The sequence below is a fragment of the Streptomyces sp. NPDC001606 genome (assembly GCF_053596835.1).
This window is the reverse complement of sequence record NZ_JBSFHC010000009.1, coordinates 22,756-37,055: the sequence shown is the minus strand read 5'-3', so window position 1 is coordinate 37,055 and position 14,300 is coordinate 22,756. Positions and strand designations below refer to the sequence as shown.

The following is a 14,300-nucleotide window of genomic DNA, read 5'->3' as shown; positions in this document are numbered from 1 at the left end:
CGTGGAGTCATTCTCCCACCCGGTGCGGACGAAGACACGGGCCGGTCAGTTCGCGTTCCGTACCGTGACCGAGCCGTTGGAGGAGTTCGCGGTCACCCGGTGCGGGCTGCGGTCGCGCTGCTGCACCCCCACCGAGACCGCCCCGTTGTCCGAGTCGGCCCGCACGTGGTACTCGGCGCGGGGCAGGGTGACGGTCACCGCGCCGTTGTCGTTCTGGGCGTCCACGGAGTCGGGTACGGCCTTCAGTTCCAGGTCCACCGTGCCGTTGCTGGACTCGGCGTGCACCCGCCGCGAGGAGACGGCGGCCTGCACCGTGCCGTTGTCCGAGCGCAGGTCCAGCGGGCCGGTGGAGTCGGTGACGTGGACCTCGCCGTTGCTGGTGTGGATCCCGAGCGCGGTCGTGAAGCCGTGCGCCCGCACGCTGCCGTTGCCGTCGTCGACCTTGACGCCGACCCCGGCCGGCACCTCGACGCGGTAGCGGGTCGAGCAGTCGGCGATCAGCCCGGAGCAGTCCGTGCGCAGCACCAGCCGGTCGCCGTCCAGCGACCACTTCAGCGAGGGCCCGCTGCCGACGGTCACGGAGCCCTGGAACCAGCGGGTGACCGCGACCGTGCCCGCCGTGCCGCCGTCCCGGGCGGGGACGATGTCGAGGGCCGCGTCGTCGGCGTCGACGGTGAGGGTGCGGCCGTGCAGCGCGAAGGACCGGTGGTCCGGGTGCTTGTCGTCGTCGGCGGACGCGCCGCAGGCGCTCAGCCCGGCGACGAGCGCACCGGCGAGTACGGCCGTGACGGCGGCGCGGACGGGAACGGAACGGGTCATGCGAGAACTCCCCCTGAGATGGTCTGCCACGACCGTAGACGATCAAGCCCGGGAAGGGACTCCGGCCTGCTCCCGGCCCATGGTGGGGATAACCCCCCTACGAGCCTGTGGCCCCGCGGTACGGGTTTGCGGTGCACCCGGCCGGGCAAGGTAGGCTGTCGACTCGTCCTGGGCGCATGGCCCGGGGTGCGGGTGCGTAGCTCAGGGGTAGAGCGCCTGCCTTACAAGCAGGATGTCGGCGGTTCGAAACCGTCCGCGCCCACCGACGAAGAGCCCCCGGCCGACCACGGCCGGGGGCTTTGTCGTTCCCGGGTCAGCTCCGTCAGCGGGCGGCCCCGGCCGCCGCCGCCACCTCGGCGACCAGCCTGGCCGTCACCGGTACCGGCACGCCGTGCCGCTCGGCCGCCCGCAGCAGGGCGCCGCCGATGGCGTCCAGCTCCAGCGGGCGGCCCGCCTCGGCGTCGCGCTGCATGGACGACCTGGTGGCGGGCGGGAAGGCGGCGTACCGGGCGAGGGCCTGGGCCGGGTCGGCGGGGGCGCCGCAGGCACGGCTGACCGCGGCGGTCTCCGCGACCAGCGCCTCCAGTTCCTCCCGGTGGCGGGTGCGGGCCTCGCCGAGGGGGAGGGCGTAGCGGGTGGTGAGGAGGGCGAACGGGGCGAGGAAGGCCATCTTGGCCCACAGCGCCGCCGTCTCGTCCTCGACCAGCCGGGCCGTCGTACCGGCGGCGGTGAGAGCGGCGGCGAGCGCGGCCGGCCGCGGCCCGGGCACCGCCTGCCCGGCGAGGTCGATCTCGGTGAACGGGCTGCCGTGTTCGATCACGCCCGGTGCCACCCGGGTGGACTCCACCCGGATCACGGCCGGCGCGACCCGGCCGGCGCCGTAGCGGGCGCGCAGCGTGTCCGGGTGCTCGACGCCGTTCAGCAGCGGTACGACGAGGGCGTCGCCGAGTGCGGCGGGCGGGACGCGGGTCAGGGCGGCGTCGAGCGCGGTGTGCTTGACGGTGATCAGGCAGGCGTCCACCGGGGTGCGCAGCTCGGTGTCCGCCTCGACGGGTGCGGTGAAGTTCCCGAACTGGGCGCTGCGGACGGTGATTCCGTCGCGCCGCAGGGTGTCCGCGGTGGCCTCCTGGGCCAGGCAGACGACACGGTGGCCGGCCCGGGACAGCAGGGCGGCGAGCAGACCGCCCGTGCCGCCGGGCCCGAGCACCGCCACGCTGTACGGCGTCCGGGCCGGCTGTGGGGAGCGCTGGTTGGTCATGGAGTTGTTCCCTTCGACGGTCGGCCCCGGGGATCGGTGGCCGCCTTCGCACGTGATCATCGCAGGAACGCGGGGCGCGCGGGAGACTTCGGGTATGTGCCGGAGTATCAAGACGCTGCGTCCGCCCGTGCTGCCCGGTGAGGCCACGGAGGACGACATTCGCGCCGCCGCCCTTCAGTACGTACGGAAGGTCTCGGGCTTCCGGGCCCCGGCCGCCCACAACCGCGAGGTCTTCGACCAGGCGGTGGACGCTGTGGCCCGGGCCACAGCGGAGCTGCTGGGCCGCCTCGAGGTGCGGGGGCACCCCGTTCGCTGACTGACCGTCAATCTCCTTCCCTCGCCCCGGAATTGGCTCTACGTTGCGGTGCGGGCCTTCAGCGTGTCCGCAAGCGGAAGCGGAAAATCGGCTGAATGTTGAAGTTGCAAGTACTGCTTAGGTCGGCCTAACCTGAGTTCTCCGTTCGGTACCCGCTCCCCATCCGTCCCGTCCGTCCCCGGCGGGCCGGCCCGTAAGACACCGAAGAGGAGAACCCCCCATGTCCGCACGTCTCGACTCCGCTCAGCCTTACGTCCTCGGGCTCTTCCGCATCGTGATCGGTCTGCTCTTCGCCGTGCACGGCGTCACCTCGCTCTTCGGCGTCCTCGGCGGCGCCATGGGCACCGGCGCCACCGTCCCGGCCGGCGCCTGGCCCGGCTGGTACGCGGCGGTGATCCAGCTGGTCGCCGGCGCCCTGGTGCTCCTCGGTCTCGGCACCCGCGGGGCCGCGCTGGTCGCCTCCGGCTCGATGGCGTACGCGTACTTCGACGTGCACCAGAAGGTCGCGCTGTGGCCCATCCAGAACGGCGGTGAGCTGTCCGTCCTGTTCTGCTGGGCGTTCCTCCTGCTCGTCTTCACCGGTTCCGGCGCCTTCGGCCTGGACCGCCTGTTCGGCCGCCGCACCGCCGCCGAGGGCGGCCGCGCCACCGACCGTGCCCCGATAGCGGCCTGATCCCGCGTCACCCGTGCCACGGCGCCCTTCCCGGTCTTCGGGGAGGGCGCCGATGCGTGTGCGTGCGGCTTTGCCACATCAGCCTCCCGAGGCCCCCGGGCCCCCGGTGTCACACCCCCCGCGTACGCTGTATGGCTGTCAACGGGGGAGCAACGGGAGTCGTCGTGTGGGAGAGCCTGGGGTCGCTGGCGGCCGGGCCGTGGATCTATGCCGTGGTGGCGCTGTCCGTGCTGCTCGACGTCTTTCTGCCGGTGCTGCCGAGCGGGGTGCTCGTCATCACGGCGGCCACGGCCGCCGCGGCCGGTTCGGGCGCGGCGACCGGACGCGTGCCGCACGATGTGCCGGACATCCTCGCGCTGATCCTCTGCGCGACGACCGCCTCCGTCCTCGGCGACCTGGTGGCCTACCGCCTCGCCTGGCGCGGCGGTGAGCGGCTGGACCGGGCGATAGCCCGTTCCCGGCGGCTGACCAGCGCCCAGGAGCGGCTCGGCGAGGCCCTCGCCCGGGGCGGTGGCGCGCTGGTGGTGCTGGCCCGGTTCGCCCCGGCCGGCCGCTCGGTGGTCTCCTTCTGCGCGGGCGCCGCGCACCGCCGCGCCCGCGACTTCGTGCCCTGGTCCGCCCTGGCCGGTCTGTCCTGGGCCGGCTACAGCGTCGCCCTCGGCTACTACGGCGCCCGGTGGCTGGGTGCCACCTGGGTGGCGACGGGGGTGTCGGTGGCCGCGCTGTTCGGGGTCGGGGCGGTCGCGGGCTTCCTGGTGCGCCGCCGCCCGGTCTCCTGACGCGCCGGGCGGCGCCGGTTCAGCAGCCGCCCAGGTAGCGGGTGAGCGCCGTCTTCTCCGCCGGGTCGACCGAGAGGTCGTAGTAGTACTTCACCTGCACCCAGGCGCGGACATAGGTGCACACGTAGGCGGAGCGGGACGGCACCCAGGTGGCCGGGTCCTGGTCGCCCTTGGCCTGGTTGACGTTGTCGGTGACGGCGATGAGCTGGGGCCGGGTCAGGTCGTTGGCGAAGGCCTGGCGCCGGGCGGTGGTCCATGCGCTCGCCCCGGAGTCCCAGGCCTCGGCCAGCGGGACCAGGTGGTCGATGTCCAGGTCCGAGGCGGCGGTCCAGGTGGCGCCGTCGTACGGCGAGTACCAGCTGCCGCCGGTGGCCGCGCAGGAGGAGTCGGTGACGACGTTCGAGCCGTCCCGCTTGAGGACCGTCTCGCGGGTGTTGCAGGTGCCGCTGATGGTGATCCAGTGCGGGAACAGGTTCCGGTCGTAGCCGGTGCGGTTCTCGGCGGCGACGGTCAGCTCGGCGAGGTAGGTGCGGGCGGTGGCGGCGCTGACCGGGGTGGGCAGGGCGGCGGCGGCGCTCGGGCTGTTGAACAGGGCTGCGGAGGCTATGAGTCCGGTAAGGACCCCGACTATGCTCCAGCGTCGACGCGCGTAGCTCTTCGGCATGCGAACTCCCTGTGGAGTGTGGGGGATTGGGGTGCGGGCGAGGGAATGCTCGCCGCGCTGTGTTGCCGGGAGGTGAGCGCTCGGTAAGAAGGTAATGGCGTGTTCATGCCACGCCAAGGTTTACGGGGAAACCTTCACATCCCGTACGATGGGGAGCGCAGAAGGGGAGTAGCTCTTCGCCGGACCGTCGACATACTGCTCAGCCAGGCTGAGCCGGCGCCCGGAGGCGGACCTCGTGCGGGCCGCCAGCGAGACCTTCGGCAAGCAGTGCAGGCCCGTGCCCCGGCGCGGGCGCCCAGTGCGCTGCCGTGCCGAGGTGTCATCGTGGGACGCACCACACTCTCGGCGGGCAGCCCCGACCGATTGAGGAACCTTGATCAGCATCACCGTGACGGCGCTCGTCTTCGGCGTCATCTTCCTCGCCGAGCTGCCGGACAAGACCGCGCTCGCCGGCCTGGTCCTCGGCACCCGCTACCGGGCGAGTCATGTCTTCGTCGGTGTCGCCGCGGCCTTCCTGCTGCATGTCGTGCTCGCCGTCGCGGCCGGCAGCGTGCTGACCCTGCTGCCGCAGTGGCTCGTGCACGCCGTCACCGGCGTCCTCTTCCTCGGCGGCGCCGCGATGCTGCTGCTGAAGCACGACGACGGCGAGGAGGAGATCAGGAAGCCCGCCGACCAGTCCTTCTGGAAGGTCGCCGGCACCGGCTTCATGCTGATCCTGGTCGCCGAGTTCGGCGATCTCACCCAGATCATGACCGCCAACCTCGCCGCCCGCTACGACGACCCGCTCTCCGTCGGCCTCGGCGCGACGCTCGGCCTGTGGGCCGTCGCCGGGGTCGGCATCGTGGGCGGAAAGGCCCTGATGAGGAAGGTGCCGCTGCGGCTGATCACGCGGATCGCGGCGCTGCTGATGCTGGCGCTCGGCGTGTGGACCCTGTGGGAGGCGGTGGCGGGCTGAGCCCGCCGGGCGGCGCACCCGGGAAAGCCGGTGGCGGAAACGCCCCCCGGTTTTGTACCGTGGAGAAACAAAGTGGCTCCCGTCCGTTCTCCCTGACCGGCGGGCGGGGCCGCCTTGTCCCGCGCCCCGGCGTCTCCCCGGGGGCTCGTCCGTTCCTGGAGCTGCCGATGCCGGCCACCGCCACGCCCGTCGTCCTGACCGCCCGCGCCCTCCTGCTCGACATGGACGGCACCCTCGTCAACTCGGACGCCGTGGTCGAACGCGTCTGGCGGCGCTGGGCCCGGCGGCACGGGCTGGACGGCGACGCGGTGATGCGGGTCGTGCACGGCCGTCAGGGGCACGCCTCCATGGCCGTCCTCCTGCCCGACCGGCCCGTGGCGGAGAACCTCGCCGACAACGCGCGCCTGCTGGCCGAGGAGACCGCCGACACCGACGGCGTGGTGGAGATCCCCGGCGCGAGCGCCTTCCTCGCCGCCCTGCACGGCCTGCCGCACGCGCTGGTGACCTCCGCCGACGTGCCGCTGTCCACCGCGCGCATGAACGCCGCCGGGCTGCCGCTGCCCGAGGTCCGGGTCACCGCCGAGTCGGTCGGCGCGAGCAAGCCCGACCCCGAGGGCTTTCTGAAGGGCGCCGCCGAGCTGGGCGTCGACCCGGCCGACTGCGTCGTCTTCGAGGACTCCGGCGCCGGTATCGCGGCGGGGCGCGCCGCCGGTATGCGGGTGGTCGGCATCGGCCCGCGCGCCGCCGCGCACCACCCCGACGTGACCGTGCCCGACCTCACCCGGGTCCGCGTCGAACCCGCGGCGGACGGCGCCATCCGGCTGCACATCGGCTGACGGCCCCCGCCCTCACGGCTTCGACGTCTCCGCCTCCAGGCTCGCCCGGGTCGCCGGGCCGTACTCGCCGAGCGTGTCGCCCTGGATGCCGCGCGCCAGCTGGTAGGTGCGTACGGCGTCCCCCACCGAGCGGTCGTAGACGCCGTCGACCGGGTCGTCGTACAGGTTCAACTGCCGCAGCCGCTCCTGGAGTTCGACGACCTGCGGGCCCGAGTCGCCGGTCCGTAGCACCGGGCCGGCGGCCGGTGTGGCGGCCGGAGCGGCAGTGGCCGTCGCCGACGGGGTGCGGGAGGGGGAGGCGGTCGCGCTGTGTGTCGGCGAGGGCGTCGGGGAAGGGGACGCGCTGGGGGTGGCCGAAGACGAGGGGGTCGACGCGGCCGGCGGGGCCTGCCGGGGCGGCGGGGGTGTCGCGGCCGACGCCCGGGCCGTCGGCGAGGCGGACCGCTGCGCGGTGACGTCCGGGACGCTCGCCCTGACCTCCTCGGCCGCCGCCCGGTCCCGGTCCCGGGACGGCGCGTGATAGGAGAACAGCGCGAAACCGGCCACCGCCAGGACCACGGCCCCCGCGCCCGCGACCGACAGCAGAACCGTACGGCGCCGGCCCCGGCCGGTCTCCTGCGCGGCCGGACCGCCGTCCCTCTGCAACACCGGCGGGTCTGCACGGTCCGGGCCCGGCGGCAGCGTGGTCCCGACGGCCGCCGGTAACGACGCGGTGGCCGGCGGTCCCGGGTCCTGGTCGGGCATCTCGACGTACGGCCGGATCCGCAGCGGATCGAAGTCCTCCGCCGCCGCTGCCTCGGCCGTCCGCGTCTCGCGCAGCACCTTTGCGGCCCGCGCGGTGCAGTCGCACGACGGGCTGCGGTCCGCTCCCCGCGGCGCCCCGCACTCCGGGCAGACGGCGGCGCTGCGCGCGCCTATGTGCTCGTTGCCGTGCTCGCTCATGTGTTCGCCCCTCCCCCTCGCGGCCTTCAGAGACTATGCAGACCTTCTCCGCATCTCCCGCCGCGACACAGGACTCAACAGGCCATAAACGGTGACACACACCACGATGGAAGAGGCGCACCGAGCCCCGGGAGGTCTCCATGGCCCTGGACACGCACGGAACGGCGAAGGACGTGAAGGACGGCGAACACGTCCCCGGCAATGTGCTCGTCTCGATCGGCGCCCTGCTGCTCGGGCTGCTGCTCGCCGCACTCGACCAGACGATCGTGTCGACCGCGCTGCCCACCATCGTCAGCGACCTCGGCGGTCTGGAGCACCTGTCCTGGGTGGTCACCGCCTATCTGCTCGCCTCGACCGCCGCCACCCCGCTGTGGGGCAAGCTCGGCGACCAGTTCGGGCGCAAGCGGCTGTTCCAGACCGCGATCGTGATCTTCCTGATCGGCTCGGCGCTGTGCGGGGCCGCCCAGGACATGCCCCAGCTGATCGCGTTCCGGGCGGTGCAGGGCCTGGGCGGCGGCGGGCTGATGGTGCTGTCGATGGCGATCGTCGGGGACGTCGTCCCGCCGCGCGACCGCGGCCGCTACCAGGGGCTGTTCGGAGCCGTGTTCGGCGCGACGAGTGTGCTCGGGCCGCTGCTCGGCGGCCTGTTCACCGAGCATCTGAGCTGGCGCTGGGTGTTCTACGTCAACCTGCCCGTCGGTGTCGTCGCGCTCGCCGTCATCGCCACCACCCTGCACATCCCGCGCCGCACCGAGCGGCACGCCATCGACTACCTCGGTACGTTCCTGATCGCGGCGGTCGCCACCTGCCTGGTCCTCGACGCCTCGCTCGGCGGCACCACCTGGGCGTGGGACTCGGCGCAGATCATCGGGCTGGCCGTGCTGGGCGTGCTGCTGGCCGTGGCGTTCGTCGCCGTCGAGCGCCGGGCCGCGGAACCCGTCCTGCCGCTGAAGCTGTTCCGGATCCGCACCTTCGTCCTCGCCGCCGTCATCAGCTTCATCGTCGGCTTCGCGATGTTCGGCGCGATGACCTATCTGCCGACCTTCCTCCAGGTCGTGCACGGGGTCAGCCCCACCATGTCCGGGGTGTACATGCTGCCGATGGTCTTCGGCCTGCTGCTGTCGTCCACCGTCTCCGGGCAGATCGTCAGCCGCACCGGCCGGTGGAAGGTCTTCCCCGTCACCGGCACCGCCGTCACCGCCCTCGGCCTGCTGCTCCTGCACCGGCTCGACGAGCACAGCGGCACCGCGGAGATGAGCGCGTACTTCCTCGTCTTCGGCCTCGGTCTCGGCCTGGTCATGCAGGTCCTGGTGCTGATCGTGCAGAACGCGGTGGCCTACGAGGACCTGGGCGTCGCCACCTCCGGAGCCACCTTCTTCCGCTCCATCGGCGCCTCCTTCGGCGTCGCCATCTTCGGCACGATCTTCGCCGGCCGCCTCGCCGACAAGCTCACCGCGGCCTTCGCGGGCGTGCGGCTGCCGCCCGGGGCCGACCCGAACGCCCTCAAGGCCGACCCGCGCGGCATCGCCGCCCTGCCGCCCGCGCTGCGCCCGGCGGCCCTGCACGCCTTCGCGTCCGCCATCACCGACGTCTTCCTCTACGCCGCCCCCGTCGCCCTCCTCGGCTTCGTGCTGGCGTGGTTCCTGAAGGAGGACCCGCTGCGCGGCTCGGTCACCGCGCCGGACGTCTCCGAGACGATCGCGCCCAACCCGGTCGAGCGGTCCTCGTACGACGAGGTCTGCCGGGCGCTGTCCGTGCTCGGCACCCGGGAGGGCCGCCGGCAGGTCTACCGGAAGATCACCGAGCGGGCCGGCTACGACCTGCTGCCCGCCGCGAGCTGGGTGCTGCTGCGCATCCGCAAGCACGGCTGCGTCGAACCGGCCCAGCTCGCCGAGCGCGGTCCCGTGCCGCTGGAGGCCGTCCTCGCCGCCGCCCGCCAGGTCGAGGAGCGGCGGCTGGCCGAACGCCGGGGCGTGGAGCTGTACTTGACCGCGTCCGGCCGCGAGGTCGCCGAGCGGCTGGCGGCGGCCCGCGAGGAGTCCCTGGCCGAACTGCTCGGCGACTGGTGGCAGCCGGGCCGCTCGACCGACCTGGTGCAGCTGGTGAAGGAGCTGACCGGGGAGCTGTGCGGCTCGTCGCGGGAGGGACCGGAGGAGGGGCAGCCGGTGCACCACGGCCCGCGGGCCGAGGTCAGCTGACCGCTCGCAGCTCCTTGCAGAACCAGTGCTCGGCGTACGGCTCCGCGTTGTGCGGTGCGGTCTCCGTGTAGCCGAGCCGGGCGTACAGGGCGCGGGCCTCGCGCAGGTCGGAGCGGGTGTCGAGGACGATCCGCCGGGCGCCCAGGGCGCGCGCGGCCTCCTCGGCGGCGGCGACTAGCAGCGCGGCACCGCCCGTGCCGCGCCTGTCCTCGGCCACGAAGACCCGGGTCAGCTCGGCGGTGTCCGGGGTCAGCAGCCGTACGCCCGCCGAGCCGGCCGGGATGCCGTCGTACCGGCCGACGAGCAACTGCCCGCCGGGCGGCGCGAGATGGGCGCCGGTCTCCGCCGCGATCTCCCGCTCCAGCTCCGCGGGGTCGGTGCGGCGCCCCTCGTGCAGCAGGTACCAGCGGTCGCTGACCTCCGTGTAGTACGCCCGCCACAGGGCGGCGGCCGTGGGCGAGTCGTACGGCTCCGGGGCGATGGTCCATGTCATGGGGCCATTGTCGGCCGACTCCTGCGCGCCGCTGTTTGCCGGTCCCCTTCCGGGTCACCCGGAGGACATGTCCACAGGCTTGATCATCGCTCTGATCGTGATCGCGGCAGTCGTGGTCGTCGGCACCGTCGCCATGGCGCTGCGCGGCCGGGCACGGCGCCACGGGCCCAGCCTGGAGCAGCGCTTCGGGCCCGAGTACGACCGGGCGGTCGCCCGGCACGACGGGGACGCGGGAGCCGCCGAGCGGGAGCTGGCCGACCGCCTGGAACACCACGGCGACCTGCGCGAACGTCCACTGGACGAGGCGGCGCTGCGGCAGTACACGGACCGCTGGGCGACCGTCCAGGAACACTTCGTCGAGGCACCGCGCGAGGCGGTCGCCGAGGCCGACCGGCTGCTCGCGGAACTGGCCGCCGCCCGCGGCTACCCGGACGGCGCGCGCTACGAGGAGCAGCTCGCCGCGCTCTCCGTCCACCACCCCGACCACGTCGACGGCTACCGGCAGGTGCACCGGGTGGCGTCGGGCGGGGCCGGCGGTGCCGGTGCCACGGGCGGGAACGGTGCCGGGACCGAGGAGATGCGCCGGGCCCTCGTCGGCGCCCGCGCCCTCTTCGACGACCTGACCACCGCAGCCGGCTCCTCCACCAGGGGCCGATCGCAAGAGGGGGTATAGCCATGCCGGACCGGAGGGACAGGCCACCGGACGACTTCGCCGAGCCCCGCTCGGACCGTTTCGAGGACCGCGGCGGCAACGGCGTCGAGGCGAGCGGACAGGACCGCTACGCGGACACCGGGAACGAGTGGGCGGACACCGGGGACGAGTGGGCCCCGGGGGACGCGACCCCGGGGCGGCGGGCGGCGCGGGCGGCGCGGCCGGAGGAGCGGCTACCCGGTGAGCCCGGCGCCCGGTCGGCGCCCGGCGGGGCCGCACCCGCTCCCGACGAGCCGCCTTCCCGGCTGCCCGGCGCCGCCGGACCCGGCAGGGACGGGCTGACCGGGGACGACCGGGGCCCTGCCGGGTCCCGGGAGGACGCGTGGTCCGGGGGAGAGGGGCTGCGGCCCGGGACCGAGGAGCTGGCGAGCGGCGGCGAGGAGGGGGCGATGCCCGAGGACGGGCTGGGCGCGCCCGCGGCGCAGCCGGCCAGCGGACGGGAGGCCCGCAGCTCCGAGGCCCCGGACCGGGACGCCTGGCCGGGCGGCGGCCCCGCACCCGCCGGCACCGGTGCCCCGCTGCTCCCGCACGAGGAGACCGAACGCTGGGAGCAGCGCCTGCGGGAGCTGGCCGCGGGTTTCGTGGAGCAGCCCGGGGAGGCCGTCGCGCAGGCCGACCGGGCACTGGAGGACATCGCACAGCAGTTCGGCGAGGCCGTCAGCCGCCGGCGCCGTACCCTGCGCATGTCCTGGCAGGACTCCGAGAACGACACCGAGCAGCTGCGGCTCGCGCTGCGCGACTACCGGGAGCTGGCCGGACGGCTGCTACACCTCTGACGCCCCGGGCGACGGGGACGGTCCTCTGCGGCGACGGCGCTCGCGGAGGACCTCCTCCACGTCGTACGGCTTCCTGCCGAGCGGCGGCCCGGGCGGAGGCTTGAACATCATGTCCTTGATCTTGACGTTCACGTCCTCGATGATCTTCCGCGCGATCCGCTCCGAGGGGGCCGCGTACGCCGCCGCGAGCGCGTCCTCGGCCTCCTTGCGCAGCGCCAGCGCGGGCGGCAGCACGGACAGCCCCTCGCGGACCATCTTGCGTTTGACCCACCACAGTTCGTCATAGGTCGAGTCGACCTCGGCGGGCAGCGGCGCCCCCGCCCCGGCCAGATGCTCGAACTCCCCGCGCGCCTGCGCGTCCCGGATCTGCTTGTCGACCCAGGTCTCGAACGACACGCCCGGTGGCTTTCGCTCGGTCATGAACCCATTGTGCCGGACGCCACCCCGCCGGGCGTTTTATCATGCGGCGGCGGGTACGAACGGCGAACCGCCCGCCGCTCAGGGACGTTTCAGGGGGAAAACGCGTGCTCGAACTCACCATGGCCACCGTGTCCGGCGACGACACGGGCGCCACGGCCGGTATGACGATGGCCGACGCGCCGAGCGAGCCGGACGCCGTGCTGCGGGTCGGCCGGGACGGGGCGGTGTGCCGGCTGGTCACCCCGGAGGACTGGCTGTTCGTCTCCCGCGTCCATCTGGAGTTCCGCTGCGGCCCCGACGGCGGCTGGCAGCTGACCTGGCTGCGCGGTTCCCAGGCCGACCCGGCCTCCGAGGTGCGGCTGGTCGTCGGGGAGTACGCGCAGACGGTGGCCTACGGCACCAGCGTCGCGCTGCCGCGGGGGGCGTCCGGCGAGATCATCGTCCAGGACCGCACCGCGCCGCGCAGCGTCAACGTCGGCTTCTACCACGAGGGGTGAGACCGGGCCGGGCTCAGCCCAGCACCCGGGCCAGGGCGAAGCCGTCGTAGCCCTTGTGGCCCACGGTCTGGATGGCCGTGCCGGTCAGCCGGGGATGGGTGGCGATCAGCTCCAGGGCGGCCCGGGTGCCGACCACGTCCGGGTCGGTGTTGTCCGGGTCGGCGACCCGGCCGCCGCGCGCCACGTTGTCCAGGACGATCAGGCTGCCCGCCCGGGTCAGCCGCAGCGCCCACTCCACGTAGTGCGGGTTGTTGACCTTGTCGGCGTCGATGAAGACCAGGTCGAAGGGGGCCGGGTTCTCGTCCGCGAGCTTGGGCAGCGACTCCAGGGCCGGGCCCACCCGCACCTCGGTGATCCGGTCCAGGCCGGCCCGGGCGAGGTTCCGGGTCGCCACCTCGGCGTGCTTGGCGCTGTACTCCAGTGAGATCAGCCTGCCGTCCTCGGGCAGGGCGCGGGCCATCCAGATGGTGCTGTACCCGCCGAGCGTGCCGATCTCCAGAATGCAGCGCGCGCCCTGCACCTGGGCGAGCAGATGCAGCAGTTTGCCCTGGGCGGCCGTGACGGCGATGGGCGGCAGCCCGGCCGCCTCGCTCTCCCGCAGCGCGGCCTGCAACACCTCGTCGTCCGGGGAGAGACGGGTGATGAAGTAGTCGTCGACGTCGTCCCAGACCTGCGACCCGTTCATGCTCCTGCTGCCTTTCCCGAGTGACCGGTGGAAGAGAGTTCGGTGGTGGCTGTGTGGCTGCGCATGGTGCGGTCCCATCGTCTCAGCCCAGGGGCGCCTGCGGGGTGACCGGCGGCGGCGCCTGCACGGGCGGCGGCGGGATCACCGGCCGCCGGGAGCGTCGTACGACGATCAGGGCGACCACCGCCACGACGGCCAGCAGGCCGCCGCCGGCGGTCAGCACCCAGGCCGGGATCCCGGCGACCCGGCGCAGCTCGTCGTCGTAGATCACCTGCTGGACCGGGGTGTCGGCGGCTGCCCGGCGCAGCTCGTGGTCGCCGGTGATCTGCTCCGGGTAGGGGAAGGACTGGGTCAGGGCGGTCAGGTAGGGCGTTCCCCGGGCCAGCCTGCCCAGGGCGTCGGCGGAGCCGGTGCGCAGCCGGCCCGCGAAGACCACCTCGGGCGTCGGGCCGCCGATGGTGCCGCTGGTCTCCATGCGGTGCGCGGCCAGCACATACAGACCGAGCGACTGCGGGGTGGTGGCCAGCCGGGACAGCCGCATCGGGTAGATCGGCCGGTCGCTGGCGAAGGTGAGCCGCAGCGGGTCCAGGGCGCCGCGCAGGGCGGTGCCCTCGCTCTTCGGGGCGAGGCGTACCGCCACGTACTCCCAGTGCTGGTCGACGTACGGCTTCAGGGCGGTGCGGAGCCGGTCGGGGAAGCCGAAGCCGTTGCGGTGCAGCCAGTCGGCGAGGCCGGCCGGGTCGGTGGCGGTGAGGCGGGCCACGTCGAAGGGGCCGAGCCGCTGCCGGTCGACCACGCCGACCCCGGGGGCGGCTTGTGCGGGCAGGGCGCCGTCGCCGTTCAGAGGGCTGTCGAAGGGCCAGTCGCCGGTCTGCGGCCAGAAGTGGTAGCGGGTGCGGTGCACGGGGGCGATGGCCTTCGACAGCTGGTCGAAGAGGGCCGCGTCACCGAGCCGGACCTCGGCCCGGTGCGGGACGGGCATGATCCAGGCGGCGTGCCGTGCGTCCCCGTTCACCGTCAGCCGCATCACGATCTGTTCCTGCCGGCCGTCCCAGCGGAGCACGGACTGTTCGCTGGAGACGGCGATCCGGGTCGACGGGTCCGGCACCATGGCGCCGCACCCGCACGCGTAGGCGGGTGAGATCAGCCAGCCGAGCTGGATGCCGAGCAGGGCGAGGACGACCGCGAGGACACGGGCTCTGCGCTCGGCCCCGGCATGGGCCCGCTGTCCTCGTACGAGTCGTCCGCGCATGAAGTGCCGCCCCCCTGTTGATCGT

The 14,300-nt window shown here is 73.8% G+C and carries 17 protein-coding genes and 1 tRNA gene; 10 read left to right on the top strand and 8 right to left on the bottom strand.

What is annotated here, in order from left to right; translation table 11 throughout:
* Positions 1–45 precede the first annotated feature (45 nt).
* Positions 46–819, bottom strand: coding sequence for a DUF4097 family beta strand repeat-containing protein (locus ACWCV9_RS18145; protein ID WP_450787767.1), 774 nt, complete (start codon positions 817–819; stop codon positions 46–48).
* A 190-nt stretch (positions 820–1,009) separates the two neighbouring features.
* Between ACWCV9_RS18145 and ACWCV9_RS18140 the strand changes: the two genes are divergently transcribed.
* Positions 1,010–1,081: transfer RNA gene (locus tag ACWCV9_RS18140), tRNA-Val, on the top strand.
* 60 nt (positions 1,082–1,141) lie between these two features.
* Here the strand turns inward: ACWCV9_RS18140 and ACWCV9_RS18135 are convergent.
* The gene (locus tag ACWCV9_RS18135) at positions 1,142–2,077 is read right to left on the bottom strand and encodes a ketopantoate reductase family protein (RefSeq protein ID WP_450787765.1); all 936 of its coding nucleotides are present in this window, start codon (positions 2,075–2,077) and stop codon (positions 1,142–1,144) included.
* Between the two features lie 94 nt (positions 2,078–2,171).
* Between ACWCV9_RS18135 and ACWCV9_RS18130 the strand changes: the two genes are divergently transcribed.
* The 3 genes from ACWCV9_RS18130 to ACWCV9_RS18120 all read left to right on the top strand — a co-directional run bounded on the left by ACWCV9_RS18130 (position 2,172) and on the right by ACWCV9_RS18120 (position 3,845).
* The gene (locus tag ACWCV9_RS18130) at positions 2,172–2,393 is read left to right on the top strand and encodes a DUF2277 domain-containing protein (RefSeq protein ID WP_450787764.1); all 222 of its coding nucleotides are present in this window, start codon (positions 2,172–2,174) and stop codon (positions 2,391–2,393) included.
* Positions 2,394–2,613: 220 nt separating this feature from the next.
* Positions 2,614–3,066 carry a DoxX family protein gene (locus ACWCV9_RS18125; protein ID WP_450787762.1) on the top strand — a complete coding sequence of 151 codons (453 nt, stop codon included), beginning with the start codon at positions 2,614–2,616 and terminating at the stop codon, positions 3,064–3,066.
* Between the two features lie 131 nt (positions 3,067–3,197).
* Positions 3,198–3,845: a DedA family protein gene (locus tag ACWCV9_RS18120; RefSeq protein WP_450787760.1), complete on the top strand. Its 648-nt coding sequence runs from the start codon at positions 3,198–3,200 to the stop codon at positions 3,843–3,845.
* 19 nt (positions 3,846–3,864) lie between these two features.
* On the opposite strand, the gene ACWCV9_RS18115 is transcribed toward ACWCV9_RS18120, so the two are convergent.
* Positions 3,865–4,509 (bottom strand): HNH endonuclease family protein, encoded by a 645-nt coding sequence (locus tag ACWCV9_RS18115; RefSeq protein WP_450787759.1) that lies wholly within the window; start codon positions 4,507–4,509, stop codon positions 3,865–3,867.
* 373 nt (positions 4,510–4,882) lie between these two features.
* Here ACWCV9_RS18115 and ACWCV9_RS18110 point away from each other — a divergent pair, with 373 nt between their 5' ends.
* Both ACWCV9_RS18110 and ACWCV9_RS18105 read left to right on the top strand, forming a co-directional pair.
* Positions 4,883–5,464, top strand: coding sequence for a TMEM165/GDT1 family protein (locus ACWCV9_RS18110; RefSeq protein ID WP_450787758.1), 582 nt, complete (start codon positions 4,883–4,885; stop codon positions 5,462–5,464).
* Positions 5,465–5,631: 167 nt separating this feature from the next.
* Complete coding sequence (locus ACWCV9_RS18105; protein WP_450787756.1) at positions 5,632–6,300, top strand: HAD-IA family hydrolase; 669 nt, start codon at positions 5,632–5,634, stop codon at positions 6,298–6,300.
* A gap of 12 nt (positions 6,301–6,312) precedes the next feature.
* Here ACWCV9_RS18105 and ACWCV9_RS18100 read toward each other — a convergent pair whose 3' ends face one another.
* Positions 6,313–7,242, bottom strand: coding sequence for a peptidoglycan-binding domain-containing protein (locus ACWCV9_RS18100; RefSeq protein ID WP_450787754.1), 930 nt, complete (start codon positions 7,240–7,242; stop codon positions 6,313–6,315).
* 140 nt (positions 7,243–7,382) lie between these two features.
* Between ACWCV9_RS18100 and ACWCV9_RS18095 the strand changes: the two genes are divergently transcribed.
* On the top strand, positions 7,383–9,440 hold the full coding sequence (locus ACWCV9_RS18095; protein WP_450787753.1) for a DHA2 family efflux MFS transporter permease subunit: 2,058 nt from the start codon (positions 7,383–7,385) through the stop codon (positions 9,438–9,440).
* Here ACWCV9_RS18095 and ACWCV9_RS18090 read toward each other — a convergent pair.
* Positions 9,433–9,933: a GNAT family N-acetyltransferase gene (locus ACWCV9_RS18090; protein WP_450787751.1), complete on the bottom strand. Its 501-nt coding sequence runs from the start codon at positions 9,931–9,933 to the stop codon at positions 9,433–9,435. The genes ACWCV9_RS18095 and ACWCV9_RS18090 overlap by 8 nt on opposite strands.
* A 67-nt stretch (positions 9,934–10,000) precedes the next feature.
* Between ACWCV9_RS18090 and ACWCV9_RS18085 the strand changes: the two genes are divergently transcribed.
* Both ACWCV9_RS18085 and ACWCV9_RS18080 read left to right on the top strand, forming a co-directional pair.
* Positions 10,001–10,606 carry a hypothetical protein gene (locus tag ACWCV9_RS18085; protein WP_450787749.1) on the top strand — a complete coding sequence of 202 codons (606 nt, stop codon included), beginning with the start codon at positions 10,001–10,003 and terminating at the stop codon, positions 10,604–10,606.
* Between the two features lie 2 nt (positions 10,607–10,608).
* Positions 10,609–11,421: a hypothetical protein gene (locus tag ACWCV9_RS18080; RefSeq protein WP_450787748.1), complete on the top strand. Its 813-nt coding sequence runs from the start codon at positions 10,609–10,611 to the stop codon at positions 11,419–11,421.
* Here the strand turns inward: ACWCV9_RS18080 and ACWCV9_RS18075 are convergent.
* Positions 11,410–11,841 carry a DnaJ family domain-containing protein gene (locus ACWCV9_RS18075; RefSeq protein ID WP_450787747.1) on the bottom strand — a complete coding sequence of 144 codons (432 nt, stop codon included), beginning with the start codon at positions 11,839–11,841 and terminating at the stop codon, positions 11,410–11,412. The two genes, ACWCV9_RS18080 and ACWCV9_RS18075, sit on opposite strands and share 12 nt — an antisense overlap.
* A 104-nt stretch (positions 11,842–11,945) precedes the next feature.
* Here ACWCV9_RS18075 and ACWCV9_RS18070 point away from each other — a divergent pair, with 104 nt between their 5' ends.
* Positions 11,946–12,338, top strand: a complete 393-nt coding sequence (locus ACWCV9_RS18070) for a hypothetical protein (protein WP_385845223.1) — start codon at positions 11,946–11,948, stop codon at positions 12,336–12,338.
* Positions 12,339–12,351: 13 nt separating this feature from the next.
* On the opposite strand, the gene ACWCV9_RS18065 is transcribed toward ACWCV9_RS18070, so the two are convergent.
* Entirely contained in the window at positions 12,352–13,023 is a 672-nt protein-coding gene (locus tag ACWCV9_RS18065; protein WP_385845222.1) for an O-methyltransferase, read from the bottom strand.
* A gap of 82 nt (positions 13,024–13,105) precedes the next feature.
* Positions 13,106–14,275, bottom strand: a complete 1,170-nt coding sequence (locus tag ACWCV9_RS18060) for a DUF2330 domain-containing protein (protein WP_450787744.1) — start codon at positions 14,273–14,275, stop codon at positions 13,106–13,108.
* Between the last annotated feature and the right edge of the window lie 25 nt (positions 14,276–14,300).